Below are 13,357 nucleotides of genomic sequence, written 5' to 3'. Positions count from 1 at the left end.
CAGCCGTCTTCTTCGCACAGCCTATTCACGAAGTGCAGGTCGCTTTCGTCGTACTGAACGCAATACTCACGCAGCGTTGCGCGGCTCACGTCACCGTGGAACTGCACATCCAGGCCGCTAAACAGGCCGTGTTCCTTGAGCACTTCAAGGATGATGTCCGGCACACTCATCTGTTGGTACGAGCGGCGATGGCTGCTGTGTTCCAGGTACGCCAGATAAGGTTTCAACACCGCGACGTAGTGCGTCAGCCGCGCGCAGGAGTTGCTTTTATGGATCGAGTGGATGTGCCCATGCAGACCTTCGCCGTCCGGGCCGAAGCTGAGAAAAGCCGCTTTGTGCAGCACGTCTGAAAGCTCAATATCCCCCGCCCGGCTGACCAGTTCGATGGTAACGGCGTAGGGCGTGCTGACGGCTTCGGCGCCCTCGAACGCAAGCACCTGCAAACGAGGATCTTCGAGACCTTTGATGCTTAGGGTGAAGGTTGGGGCGGTGGCCTGGGACATACGCATTTCTTCTTGTCGAAAAGATGCGGCAACTTTGCGAGGCGTTGTCGATGATGTATATCGGGCGCGTCAGATAGGTTGCGTAGGAAATTTCCTGTCATTTCGACGAAGCTTCCTACCGATTCTCCAGTACTTAATAAACGCCATAAAAAAAACGGCCCTCAGGCCGTTTTCAAATCACAACACTTTCTCAACCACCCAAATACGCATCCCGCACTTTCGGGTCATGCAGTAACTCTTCGCCCGTTCCCTGCATCACCACCCGGCCGTTTTCCAATACGTAGGCTCGGTCGGCGATTTTCAGGGCCTGGTTGGCGTTTTGTTCAACCAAAAATACCGTGACACCGTCACGGCGTAGTTGTTCGACGATCTCGAATATCTGCTGAATGATGATCGGGGCCAGCCCCAGCGACGGCTCATCGAGCAGCAGCAGCTTGGGTTTGCTCATCAATGCGCGGCCGATGGCGAGCATCTGTTGTTCGCCGCCCGACATGGTGCCGCCACGTTGATGGAAGCGTTCCTTGAGCCGAGGGAACAGGTGCAAGACCTTGTCCATCTGCTCTTGGTAATCGTGCTTTTCAGTGAAGAACCCGCCCATGGCCAGGTTTTCTTCCACGGTCAAACGGGCAAACACGCGACGGCCTTCGGGCACCACAGCGATGCTTTTGCGCATGATTTGCGCCGATTCCAGCCCGACCAATTCTTCGCCCATGTAGCGAATGCTGCCGGCATGGGCGCGTGGCGAGCCACACAAGGTCATCAGCAGGGTGGATTTGCCTGCACCGTTGGCGCCGATCAGGGTGACGATTTCGCCTTGGCGAATATCGACGTTGATCGAATGCAGCGCCTGGATCTTGCCGTAGAAGGTGGAAACGTTTTCGAATTGCAGCATTTACGCTTCCCCCAGATAGGCTTTGATCACTTCAGGATTGTCGCGGATTTGTTCTGGCGTACCGTCGGCCAACGGTGTGCCTTGGTTGATCACGACGATGTGGTCGGAAATGCTCATGACCAGTTTCATGTCGTGCTCGATCAGCAGCACCGTGGCGTTGTGTTCGTTGCGCAACATACTAATCAACGCTTTAAGGTCTTCAGTTTCACGTGGGTTCAGACCGGCTGCCGGTTCGTCGAGCATCAAGATGCGCGGGCGCGTCATCATGCAGCGAGCTATTTCCAGGCGGCGTTGCTGACCGTAAGCCAGCGTGCCAGCCGGGCGATTGGCGAACTCTTTGAGGTTGACCCGTTCCAGCCAATGCTCGGCGTATTCCATTGCCTCGCGCTCGCTTTTGCGAAACGCGGGGGTTTTGAACAGGCCGGCCAGGAAGTTGGTGTTGAGGTGACGATGCTGGGCGACCAGCAGGTTCTCCACCGCGGTCATGTCCTTGAACAGGCGCACGTTCTGAAAGGTGCGCACCACGCCCTTACGGGCGATCTGGTGGCCGGCAAGCCCTTGAATGGGTTCGCCGTCCAGAAGAATGGTGCCCGCCGTCGGTTTGTAGAAACCGGTCAAGCAGTTGAAGACGGTGGTTTTACCCGCGCCGTTAGGGCCGATCATTGACACCACTTGTTTTTCGTTAACGCTCAGGCCTACGCCATTGACGGCTAACAAGCCACCAAAGCGCATGCTCAGGCCGCTGACTTGCAGAAGCGGACGGCTCATGAATGCGGCTCCGCTTTGAGTTTCATTTCGGGACGTTGCATGGGCAGCAAACCTTGTGGTCGCCAGATCATCATCAGCACCATCAAGGCGCCGAACATCAACATGCGGTACTCGCTGAATTCACGCATTAGCTCAGGCATCAGAATCAGTACCACCGCTGCGAGGATGACCCCCAGTTGCGAGCCCATGCCGCCCAGTACAACGATGGCGAGGATAATTGCCGACTCGATGAACGTGAACGACTCAGGCGTCACCAAGCCTTGGCGAGCGGCGAAAAAGCTCCCGGCGAAACCGGCGAATGCAGCACCCAAAGTAAACGCCGAGAGCTTGATAATGGTCGGGTTCAGCCCTAACGCACGGCAGGCAATTTCGTCTTCGCGCAATGCTTCCCACGCTCGGCCGATGGGCATGCGCAGCAAGCGGTTGATAACAAACAAGGCCAGTAGCGCCAACAGCAACGCAATCAGGTACAGGAAAATGACCTTGTTCACCGAGTTGTAGTCAATGCCGAAATACTCGTGGAAAGTCTGCGACCCTTCAGCCGCCACACGTTCGAACGACAGTCCGAACAACGTCGGTTTCGGGATATTACTGATGCCGTTCGGACCCCCGGTGAGGTCCGTCATGTTGCGCAGCAGCAAACGAATGATTTCACCGAAACCCAGGGTCACGATTGCCAAATAGTCGCCGCGTAAACGCAGTACCGGGAAGCCCAGCAGAAAGCCGAACAATGCCGACATCAATCCCGCGATTGGCAGACAGATCCAAAAGCCAAACCCGTAGTAATGCGACAACAGCGCGTAGCTGTAAGCGCCGACGGCGTAGAAACCGACGTAACCCAAGTCGAGCAACCCGGCCAAGCCAACCACGATGTTCAGCCCCAGGCCGAGCATGATGTAGATCAGGATCAGTGTGGCGATATCCACTGCGCCGCGTGAGCCGAAGAACGGCCACACCAGTGCCACAAGTACCAGGCCAAGAACGATCCAGCGTTGCGTGGAGGGCAGGGTTAGAAAGCGGGTGGTCTTGGCGGGAACCTTTGGCAGGCTCGGTGTGGCATGCCACGCGGTATTGATCTGGTCCCGAAACAGCACCCGGAAAAACATCGCAATGGAACAGCCAAAGATCGCCGCTAACATCGCGTGGCTGGCACCGATAACTGTCAGGTTAACGCCGACGATTTCCAGCTTGAGGCCCAGGATCGGGTAGGCCACAGCCAGCACCAGCAAGGCACTGAACAGCGCCGATTTGAGATTCTTCTTCATACTTTTTCAACCTCCGGACGGCCAAGCAGGCCGGTCGGCCGGAACAGCAATACCAGAACCAACAGCGCGAATGCCACCACGTCCTTGTATTGATCGCCGAACACGTCGGCACCAAAGGCTTCGGCCACACCCAATACCAGGCCGCCGAGCATGGCGCCGGGAATGCTGCCGATGCCGCCGAGTACCGCAGCGGTAAACGCCTTGATACCGACGAGGAAGCCGGCGTTGGGGTTGATCACGCCGTATTGCATGCTCAGCAACACTGCAGCGACCGCAGCCAACGCGGCACCAATGACAAAGGTCAGGGCGATGATGTTGTTGGTGTTGATGCCGAGCAGGTTGGCCATCTTGATGTCTTCAGCACAGGCGCGGCAGGCGCGGCCCAGGCGAGAGCGAGAGATGAACCAGGTCAGCGCGAGCATGGCGACCAGGGTGACGAGGAAAATCAGAATCTGCATGTACGAAATCACCACCTCATGACTGCTGGAGGTGCCGAACACAAAGTTTCCCGGAATCAGGTTGGGGATCGATTTGTCTTTGGAATCTTGAGCGAGCAACACCGTGTTCTGCAGAAAGATCGACATACCAATGGCCGAGATCAACGGAATCAAACGATTGCTGCCACGTAAAGGGCGGTAGGCAACGCGCTCAATGGCGTAACCATAGGCGCTGGTCACAACGATACTGGCAACGAACGCGGCAGTGATAAGCAGCGGCAAACTGTCCAGACCCATAGCGCTCAAACCGGCCAGGGCGATGAAAGCGACATATGAACCGATCATGTATACCTCGCCGTGGGCGAAGTTGATCATGCCGATGATGCCGTAAACCATGGTGTAGCCAATGGCGATCAAGGCATAAGTGCTGCCAACGGTCAGGCCGTTAATCAGCTGTTGGAAAAAGTGATAGAAGTCTATCTCAGGCATTACAGCGCTCCTAAAAACCTACGAGTGTCCACTGGTGAAGTCGTTTGCCGCTCGCGCGTCATGGTATTCGTCCACGTTTGACGTGAGTTCAGTGGGCACTGGTGACGGTTTCAAGATTTTCAGGGGGGAAGAGTTGCTGTTGCGCAGGTCTCGTCCCGTTTACCTAGTAAAACAAAGCCCACTGTGGATGCAGTGGGCTTTGGGTAAGTCACAACACTCGAAGCTTATTTCAGTGGGGCTTCGGTTTTGGTGCCGTCTTTGTGCCAGGTGTAGACCACGAATTTGAAGTCTTTCAGGTCGCCTTTGGCGTCGTAGCTGAGGTCGCCGGTCGGGGTCTTGAACGTGCCAGCGTGGATAGCTGCTGCCACTTTCGCTGGGTCTTCGCTTTTAGTAGTGGTGATGGCATCAGCGATCACTTCAACTGCGGCGTAGGCCGGGAAAACGAACGGACCACTTGGATCTTCTTTCTTCGCGGCAAATGCTGCGACCAGAGCCTTGTTGGAGGGGTCTTGGTCAAACGACTTCGGAAGGGTTACCAGCAGTCCTTCGGAAGCGTCCTGAGCAATCTGCGAAATTGAAGCGTTACCCACGCCTTCTGGGCCCATGAATCCGGCAGTCAGGCCTTTCTCTTTTGCCTGACGCAAGATCAGACCGAGTTCCGGGTGGTAGCCGCCGTAGTAAACGAAGTCAACGTTGGCTTGTTTCAGTTTGGCAATCAGCGAGGAGAAGTCTTTGTCGCCAGCGTTGATGCCTTCGAACACGGCAACTTTCACGCCTTTGCTTTCAAGGGTTTTCTTCACCGCGGTGGCGATGCCTTCACCGTACTGCTGCTTGTCATGGATGACCGCAACCACTTTCGGTTTAATCACATCGGCGATGTAGTTGGCAGCGGTTGGACCCTGAGCGCTGTCCAGACCGATGGTGCGGAAAATCATCTTGTAGCCGCGAGCAGTGATTTCAGGGCTGGTGGCCGCTGGAGTCACCATAACAATGCCTTCGTCTTCGTAAATATCAGAAGCCGGTTGAGTCGAGCTGGAGCACAGGTGTCCGACTACGAACTTCACGCCGTCATTGACGATTTTGTTAGCAACCGCTACCGCTTGTTTCGGATCGCAAGCATCGTCGTACTCAACGGCTTCAAGTTTCTTGCCGTTCACGCCGCCTTTGGCGTTGATTTGCTCAATGGCCATTTTCGCGCCGCTGAACTGCATGTCGCCGTACTGAGCGACTGCGCCAGTTTTAGGACCGGCAATGCCGATTTTAATGGTGTCAGCTGCGAACGAATGGCTGGCAACCCCGGCCAGAACCAGTGCGGCAAATAGCTTGGAAACCTGCTTAATACCCTTAGTCATGATGCTCCACTCTTCTGTTTTTAATTTTTTTTATCCTGGCGGCCAAGGCTGCAGGACCAGATAAAAAACGTCCGATCATCCCCCCGGCAACTGTACCGGTACAGTGTAGAGCGCCGGTTTGCTGCTTGAAAAGCGGGCTACTGGGGGCAAAACCGGTTGATGTCGCTTAATCGACAGAAAGATACAGAATCGCAGCAACTTCTTGCGCCAAGAGTTCACACAATTGAGTTAGCACCCCAGCGATTCTGAACTTCCCATGCAATCAATCACTTAAATCCGGGTTTGTTTGAAGAAACACCAGCGCTATGATTGCGCCAATTTTTTCTTTGGTAAAACCCATGACGAAAGAACCTAGCACCCTCTATGCCAAACTGCTCGGCGAAACAGCTTCTATTACGTGGAATGAATTGCAACCATTCTTTGCAAGGGGTGCCCTGTTGTGGGTCGAGGCTCAGCTTGATTTGATCGAAGTTGCAGAGGCAGTGGCCGTAAACAAAGCAGACAAAGTCGCTGTGTGGCTCGCCTCTGGCGAGGTCAGCAAGGTCGCTGAGCCACGGGCGTTGGATCTATTTGAGCGGGATCCGCCTCTTTGGGCAGTGGTCGTTGCCCCCTGGGTGCTGATTCAAGACAGGGCGCAGGCCTGATTTTTCGCCCATGAAAGGTGCGACGAATCAGGCGGGTGGGTAGCCTGGTAACCGCCATCGATGACGATGGCGAATGCAGTAGCGAAAAATCCCATCTGTCTCAAACCGTTTGATACCTCAGTGTGAGGTTTTTCCGGTGTGCTGGTTCAGCGAGATGACCTTGGTCTTACCAATCCTGTGACGGTAAATTTCTCTCAGGTATTTGACGGCCTTTTTAACGCTGTCGCGGGAAATACGAATATCGTTGATTGACACAAACTTGGATTTATCGTCGATCAGCTCTCGGTATTTCTTCTCGTACATTGGCTTGATCGCGTACCAGTTGGTGTCGAGGATCTTGGCCGGGTTTTCGTATTCGTTTAGCAGATCATCAATACGGCCTTCATCGAAATTATCGCGGACGATGAAGTCAAGAATGGCGTTATCCAACGTGTCGTCGAAACGGTATTCGGTACGGGCAAAACACCGTTTTATAAAGGCCACAATCAGCGTTAGAAAGTCGTCCGAAAGGCATGGGCTTTTCGCGATGAGGGTGGTGAGTGATAGATTGGCCGATGCGCCGATGACCAAGGCATAACGTTTCAGTGTTGTGTTGGGGAATAAGCTATTGAGGTGGGTCTTGAGCCGGTTCAGGTCCATGTAGGAAAGTTTGTAATCCTTAGGCAGCGACACTATCGACACCACTGACGAGCAGTTTTTGAAGAAGTGCAGGTCGTGCAGCGCCGCAGCATCGTAGCCGGAAGACTTGTACTGTTCCAGCGACGCGCGATAACGATTGGACTCGATCGGCAGCAGGCTGATGCCTTCGATGGCCTGAGTCGTTTTGTTGAAGTGGGGCAAATCAATCGAGCGGAAAAACAGGTCGTCGATATTGAGCCGTGGCGCCTCTTTCTCAAATACTTTGAACTTGTCCGAGCTCGGCGCCGATTGTTCGGGCACAACTGATTCGGCATAAGCAATGGCCACCGGCCCCGCCAGACTCATGAACAGGTCATTTGCGTCCAACCGGATGGTTTCGCCGATATCGATACCTGCACGCCGGAAATAGTTTTGGTCGTAGTCGGTGGTAACCGCCTGTGCGGTCAAGATGTTGAAGATTTGCTGCGAAATGTACTGGTTGGCATGACGTTCCATGGCGTTGACGTCAATGTTGTCGATATTGCCGCTGTCATCGCTTTCCTTGGCGTAACGCATGATGTCGTTGGAGATCAACATCATCGCGTTCCAAGGCCGAATACGCCCCATCACGCTGGCTTCACTGCTGTCCTCATTTTCGAGGTTGTAGGAGAAATCCCACTCTTCTGCCAGATATTTACATAGTAGCCGTCCGGCGTTGATGTGCAGTGCTTCGGACATTTCACTGCGGTGGTCGGATATGTTCGGCAGGATGCAGATACCGCTGGTGAAGATTGGCTCGAACACAAAGGACCGGCCGCGCTTGCCGTCGTTTTCGCCCATGGGCTTGGTATCGAACGTCTTGTTCATGTAGGAGTATTGTTGCGCAAGGCCGAACTCGGACGCCATGCCCGAACCGGTGCCGCCGCCCGCACTGAAAATGTAGAAATACAGGCGCGATTGGTTGGCTTTGATCCCACACGAGTCGATCAGGTACGAGTGAATCAGTTTCCAATCGGAGCTGGAGAATTTTTGAGGGTCTTTATTCAGGATGATCTTGGCCAGATACTGACCGAGAATGGGTGCGTTACCTGCCCCTCCGGCATGTACCTCCGAGAGGTCCATGATTTTCATTTTGCTGTAGTCGTTGATGAAACCGCGCTTTTCACCCTTGCCAGAGAAGCGGACACGGCCAGCAATATCTTTGTCCAGATCGCCGAGCATCACTAGCGGTTCCACCAGAAACACCGGTTTCGCCGACTTGTTTTGCACTAAACGCAGGTTATTGCGAATCCAGCGGGCAGGGCTGTAACCCTTCTCATCAGCCAGGCGGTCCTCGCTACTGAACTGATTTAGATAGAACTTGCGCGCGTTGTACACCAGTTCGGCAACGTCTAGCGCAATGTTCGATCCGCAGCGACCCAAGCCAATCAGGCAAACCGACGGGAACTGTTGGTCGCGACGCAGTTCTTCTGGGTCTTCGATATGAACCGAAAGCGGAAACACGATGTCACGCAGGTGATCGAGATTGTCGAGGATGCGATCGGTGTCGGTCTCGGTGAAGTACAGGTACTGGTGCGCGGGCATCGGTTGCGGACTATAAGCACCGCGGATGACGGGGGCGTTAGAGGCGGTTAACAGTAATCCTGAGACCGCGCTGGCCGTTTCATTTTTATGAGTCATCGTTCGCCATATGCTTGGAGTCGATGGCTGCATGACTAATGCTATTGCGCCATCGCGAAGTGAAAAATGACGACACCCTCAGTGCGTCATATGCTTGCGCGGTAGCTTCGAACCCTACGTTAAAATGGGTATTTCTCCGTGCAATCCTCCGATTTGTCGGCCGCAAAACAGCCGCCTTTAATTTGTTAGGCGGTATTTAACGTCAAAAAATCAATTATTCTTTTTCGATCACCCGATAGCGTGTCGTATATAGCGTTGTACCGTCTGCCTGGATAGATACAGCCCATGTAAACCGCTGTCGATCACCCGTTATCAGCGCAACGAATGTTTACAGACAGATTATCTGGCGAGATTTAGATTGCACCTCTAGGCTCGACGAACCCGGCGTTTGCGCGCACGGTCTCATTCGGGTGCACAGGACACCGAATAACAATAAAAGAGACGGACCCCATGCAGAACTCGACCCAAGCGGAGAATGCCTGGCGCATTCTGTTCCTGCTGTTCCTGGCAAATCTTTTCAACTTCTACGACCGTGCTATTCCCGCCATTATCATCGAGCCGATTCGGTTGGAGTGGAGCCTTAGCGACTTTCAGATTGGAATCATTGGCACCGCCTTCACCATTGTTTACGCCATTGCCGGTTTGCCTCTGGGTCGAATGGCTGATACTGGCTCGCGCCGCAAACTGATGGGCTGGGGCTTAGCGGTCTGGAGTGGCCTGACAGCGGCAAACGGTTTGGTCAGCAGCTTTTGGGGGTTTCTGCTGGTGCGCATGGGCATTGGCATCGGCGAAGCCAGTTACGCTCCGGCGGCCAACTCTTTGATTGGTGATTTATTCCCGGCACACCGCCGTGCCAGGGCCATGGGCATTTTTATGCTGGGTCTGCCGTTGGGGTTGTTGTTGGCGTTTTTTACCACCGGGGCGATGGTCAAGGCATTCGACTCTTGGCGTGCGCCCTTTTTCATCGCAGCCGCACCCGGTTTGCTGCTGGCGATATTCATGTTTTTTATCCGCGAACCGATGCGTGGCGCTGCCGAAAGCGTGCGCATCTCTCAGGAAAAAATCGACAAGCCTATCCGACGGGTTTTAGCGATTCCAACCTTTGGCTGGTTGGTTTTGGCGGGCCTTAGCTTTAACTTTGCCACGTACGCTTGCAACTCCTTCATGGTGCCGATGTTGCAACGCTACTTTTTGTTGCCGTTGCAGCAGGCTGCAGTGGCCACCGGTTTGATTGTCGGTGTGACCGGTTTGATAGGCCTGACTCTCGGGGGCTGGATCGCAGACAAGGTTCATCAGCGTTACGCCAGCGGACGTTTGATATTCGCCGCGCTCAGTTTGATCGTATCGACGGTTACTACGGGGTACGCGCTGCAAGCCGGGCGAATTGAAATTGGGCTGTTCGTTGGCATCTTCAGTGTGGGCTGGCTGTTTTCCTACAACTTTTACACGTGCGTCTATACCGCAATCCAAGACGTGGTGGAGCCGCGTTTGCGCGCGACGGCCATGGCGGTATTTTTTGCGGGACTCTATCTACTGGGTGGAGGTTTGGGGCCGGTGGTGGTTGGGTTGTTGTCCGACTATTTTTCACATGCAGTGATGGTTGCAGCGGGGGTTGGGCAAATGACCGAAGTGTTCAAGGCTGACGGGTTGCACGACGCCATGCTGTTGATTCCAGTAGCGTTGTTCCTGACATTATTATTCTTGCTCCAGGCGTCACGAAGCTTCGCCAGGGATGCTGAGCGGATGAAAGCGGCATTGGCTGAGAACGAGCCACACATGCCCGCAGTGACGGCCTGATGCAGCGAATCAGGCCATTCGGGAAGGCGGCGCGTCAGGTACACCGCTTCAGCCCATCACCCAGCGACCAACACCCGAATGGCTTCCAGGCGCAAAGCCGCTTTGTCGAGCATCGCCAGGCCTTGTTCGCGCTGTTTGCGCAGGGCGATCAGCTCGCTATCACGTACGGTTGGGTTGACCGCTTGCAATGCGGTTAAGCGCGCGAGCTCTTCGTCGGTATCTGCCGCCAGACGACGTTGCGCTTCTGCTACTCGTTCAGCATGCTTTGGCGCGATTCTGGCTTCGCCGGCATTGATCTGCGGATTGAGTACATCCCGCTGTGACTGGATGAACTTGTTGGCGCTGGCACGGGGCACGCTTTCCAGTTGCTCGTTCAGGGTCACGAACGAGACCCTTCCCGACAGGTCGTTGCCATTGGCGTCCAACAAGCAGCGCAGGGCGGCAGGCGGAAGATAGCGGCCCAGCTGCAACGAACGCGGTGCAACCACTTCACTCACGTACAACAGCTCAAGCAGCACGGTGCCGGGCTTCAGCGCCTTGTTTTTGATCAAGGCCACGGCGGTGTTACCCATGGAGCCAGACAGCACCAGGTCCATGCCACCCTGAACCATCGGATGTTCCCACGTGATGAACTGCATATCTTCACGGGCAAGCGCCTGGTTGCGGTCGTAGGTAATGGTCACGCCTTCGTCGTCGCCCAGGGGGAAGCTGGCATCAAGCATCTTTTCGCTAGGGCGCAGGATCAGCGCGTTTTCCGAATGGTCTTCGCTGTCGATGCCGAACGCGTCAAACAGGGTTTCCATGTAAATCGGCAACGCGAATTGGTCGTCTTGCTCAAGAATATCTTCGACCAGCGCTTCGCCTTCACCCGCACCGCCGGAGTTCAACTCCAGCAAGCGGTCGCGGCCGCTGTGCAGTTCGCCTTCGAGACGAACTCGTTCTTCGCGGGCTTCGTCGACCAGCGCTTGCCACTCCGTGTCGTCGCCACTTTCCAGCAGCGGCAGCAGGCGCGGGCCGAAACGGTGTTGCAGGGCGTTGCCGGTGGGGCAGGTGTTAAGAAACGCGTTTAGCGCCTCGTGGTACCACTGGAACAGGCGCTGTTGCGGGCTTGTTTCCAGATAAGGAACGTGCAGCTCGATGATATGTTTCTGGCCGATACGGTCGAGGCGACCGATGCGTTGCTCCAGCAGGTCCGGGTGTGCCGGCAGATCGAATAGCACCAAGTGATGGGCGAACTGGAAGTTGCGGCCTTCACTACCGATTTCCGAGCAAATCAGCACTTGCGCACCGAACTCTTCATCGGCGAAATACGCGGCGGCGCGGTCACGCTCAAGAATGTTCATGCCTTCGTGAAACACCGTAGCGGGGATGCCGGAGCGCACTCGCAAGGCGTCTTCCAGGTCCATCGCGGTTTCGGCATGAGCGCAGATCACCAGCACCTTGACACGCTTGAGCATTTTCAGCGTGTCGATCAGCCAATCGACACGCGGGTCGAAGCGCCACCAGCGTTGTTCTTCGGCGAGGTCGGGCTGCGACTGGAAGCTGACTTCCGGGTACAGGTCGGCATGTTCGCCAACCGGCAACTCCAGGTATTGAACCGGGCAGGGCAGGGCATAGGGGTGCAGTTTACGCTCGGGGAAGCCTTGTACTGCCGCCCGAGTATTACGGAACAGCACGCGGCCTGTGCCGTGACGGTCGAGCAGTTCACGTATCAGTCGCGCGCTGGCTTCGGTGTCGCCATCGTTGACAGCCGCCAGCAGCGCTTCGCCCGCTTCACCGAGAAAGCCGTGAATGGTTTTGTGGGCTTGAGGCGAAAGCCGGCCCTTATCCAACAACTCCTGAACAGCCTCAGCCACCGGGCGATAGTTCTCGCTCTCGGCACGGAACGCGTGCAGATCGTGGAAACGGTTGGGGTCCAGCAGGCGCAAGCGGGCGAAGTGGCTGTCTTGACCAAGTTGCTCGGGGGTCGCAGTCAACAGCAACACGCCAGGGATGACTTCAGCCAGTTGCTCTACCAGCAGATATTCCGGGCTTGCTTGCTTTTCGTGCCATACCAGGTGGTGGGCTTCGTCAACCACCAACAGATCCCAGCCCGCAGCAAACAGCGCGTCCTGAGCTTTTTCATCATCGACAAGCCATTCCAGTGCGACCAATGCCAACTGGGTGTCTTCAAACGGGTTACTGGCATCGCTTTCGATGAAACGTTCGGCGTCAAACAGCGCCACTTGAAGGTTGAAACGACGGCGCATCTCGACCAGCCATTGGTGCTGAAGGTTTTCCGGCACCAAAATCAATACCCGATTTGCCCGGCCAGACAGCATCTGGCGGTGGATGATCAGGCCGGCTTCAATGGTTTTACCCAAGCCTACCTCGTCGGCCAGCAGCACCCGCGGGGCTATTCGGTCAGCGACTTCGCGAGCTATATGCAGTTGGTGCGCGATAGGTTGCGCACGAACGCCGCCCAATCCCCACAGTGAGGACTGCAATTGGCGGCTGGTGTGTTCAAGGGTGTGATAGCGCAGGGAGAACCACGGCAGTGGGTCGATCTGTCCGGCAAACAGGCGATCGGTGGCCAGACGGAACTGAATGAAGTTCGACAGCTGGGTTTCCGGCAGCGTAACGGCTTCGTTCTGAGCGTTGAGTCCGTGATAGACCAGCAGACCGTCGACGTCTTCGACTTCACGGACGGTCATTTTCCAGTTTTCAAAGTGGGTAATCGTGTCGCCGGGGGAAAAGCGTACGCGAGTGAGCGGTGCATTACGCAGCGCATACTGGCGAGTGTCGCCAGTGGCCGGATAGAGCACGGTCAACAAGCGGCCGTCCTGTGCCAGAACGGTGCCTAAACCCAGCTCAGCTTCGCTGTCACTAATCCAGCGTTGCCCCGGTTGATACTGCTGCGCCATGCTGCCTGA

General features: G+C 55.5%; 10 protein-coding genes. 2 read left to right on the top strand and 8 right to left on the bottom strand.

Annotation, left to right across the window (positions count from 1 at the left end; genetic code table 11):
• The 6 genes from QN378_RS14460 to QN378_RS14435 all read right to left on the bottom strand — a co-directional run.
• A partial coding sequence (locus QN378_RS14460) for a contractile injection system protein, VgrG/Pvc8 family (protein ID WP_323570707.1) occupies positions 1-503 on the bottom strand: 503 nt, incomplete at its 3' end.
• Positions 504-693: 190 nt separating this feature from the next.
• A complete protein-coding gene (locus tag QN378_RS14455) occupies positions 694-1,395 on the bottom strand; it encodes an ABC transporter ATP-binding protein (protein ID WP_323551001.1) in 702 nt (233 codons plus the stop codon).
• A complete protein-coding gene (livG, locus tag QN378_RS14450; protein WP_323551002.1) occupies positions 1,396-2,163 on the bottom strand; it encodes a high-affinity branched-chain amino acid ABC transporter ATP-binding protein LivG in 768 nt (255 codons plus the stop codon). It abuts the gene before it with no gap.
• A complete protein-coding gene (locus QN378_RS14445; protein ID WP_322205106.1) occupies positions 2,160-3,428 on the bottom strand; it encodes a high-affinity branched-chain amino acid ABC transporter permease LivM in 1,269 nt (422 codons plus the stop codon). The genes livG and QN378_RS14445 overlap by 4 nt, the downstream gene beginning before the upstream one ends.
• Positions 3,425-4,354, bottom strand: a complete 930-nt coding sequence (livH, locus tag QN378_RS14440; RefSeq protein WP_297837571.1) for a high-affinity branched-chain amino acid ABC transporter permease LivH — start codon at positions 4,352-4,354, stop codon at positions 3,425-3,427. Before livH ends, QN378_RS14445 begins: the two co-directional genes overlap by 4 nt.
• A gap of 224 nt (positions 4,355-4,578) precedes the next feature.
• Positions 4,579-5,706, bottom strand: a complete 1,128-nt coding sequence (locus QN378_RS14435; protein WP_322205105.1) for a branched-chain amino acid ABC transporter substrate-binding protein — start codon at positions 5,704-5,706, stop codon at positions 4,579-4,581.
• 338 nt (positions 5,707-6,044) lie between these two features.
• Between QN378_RS14435 and QN378_RS14430 the strand changes: the two genes are divergently transcribed.
• Positions 6,045-6,350, top strand: a complete 306-nt coding sequence (locus QN378_RS14430; protein ID WP_322205104.1) for a DUF2288 domain-containing protein — start codon at positions 6,045-6,047, stop codon at positions 6,348-6,350.
• Positions 6,351-6,467: 117 nt separating this feature from the next.
• On the opposite strand, the gene QN378_RS14425 is transcribed toward QN378_RS14430, so the two are convergent.
• Positions 6,468-8,648 (bottom strand): hypothetical protein, encoded by a 2,181-nt coding sequence (locus QN378_RS14425; protein ID WP_322205103.1) that lies wholly within the window; start codon positions 8,646-8,648, stop codon positions 6,468-6,470.
• Positions 8,649-9,098: 450 nt separating this feature from the next.
• Here QN378_RS14425 and QN378_RS14420 point away from each other — a divergent pair, with 450 nt between their 5' ends.
• Positions 9,099-10,445: an MFS transporter gene (locus QN378_RS14420; protein WP_322205102.1), complete on the top strand. Its 1,347-nt coding sequence runs from the start codon at positions 9,099-9,101 to the stop codon at positions 10,443-10,445.
• Between the two features lie 56 nt (positions 10,446-10,501).
• Here the strand turns inward: QN378_RS14420 and rapA are convergent, their stop codons facing one another.
• Positions 10,502-13,348: an RNA polymerase-associated protein RapA gene (rapA, locus tag QN378_RS14415; RefSeq protein WP_322205101.1), complete on the bottom strand. Its 2,847-nt coding sequence runs from the start codon at positions 13,346-13,348 to the stop codon at positions 10,502-10,504.
• Positions 13,349-13,357: the final 9 nt, after the last annotated feature.

The sequence above is a fragment of the Pseudomonas sp. 10S5 genome (assembly GCF_035019745.1).
In the GTDB taxonomy this organism is placed as follows: Bacteria; Pseudomonadota; Gammaproteobacteria; order Pseudomonadales; family Pseudomonadaceae; genus Aquipseudomonas.
The sequence above is the reverse complement of the archived record's forward strand: the minus strand, read 5'-3'. Positions and strand labels throughout refer to the sequence as shown.

Coding starts and splice junctions, on each gene's coding strand:
- QN378_RS14455 (WP_323551001.1), bottom strand. CDS start 1,395: ATGCTGCAATTCGAAAACGTTTCCACCTTCTACGGCAAGATCCAGGCG.
- livG (WP_323551002.1), bottom strand. CDS start 2,163: ATGAGCCGTCCGCTTCTGCAAGTCAGCGGCCTGAGCATGCGCTTTGGT.
- QN378_RS14445 (WP_322205106.1), bottom strand. CDS start 3,428: ATGAAGAAGAATCTCAAATCGGCGCTGTTCAGTGCCTTGCTGGTGCTG.
- livH (WP_297837571.1), bottom strand. CDS start 4,354: ATGCCTGAGATAGACTTCTATCACTTTTTCCAACAGCTGATTAACGGC.
- QN378_RS14435 (WP_322205105.1), bottom strand. CDS start 5,706: ATGACTAAGGGTATTAAGCAGGTTTCCAAGCTATTTGCCGCACTGGTT.
- QN378_RS14430 (WP_322205104.1), top strand. CDS start 6,045: ATGACGAAAGAACCTAGCACCCTCTATGCCAAACTGCTCGGCGAAACA.
- QN378_RS14425 (WP_322205103.1), bottom strand. CDS start 8,648: ATGACTCATAAAAATGAAACGGCCAGCGCGGTCTCAGGATTACTGTTA.
- QN378_RS14420 (WP_322205102.1), top strand. CDS start 9,099: ATGCAGAACTCGACCCAAGCGGAGAATGCCTGGCGCATTCTGTTCCTG.
- rapA (WP_322205101.1), bottom strand. CDS start 13,348: ATGGCGCAGCAGTATCAACCGGGGCAACGCTGGATTAGTGACAGCGAA.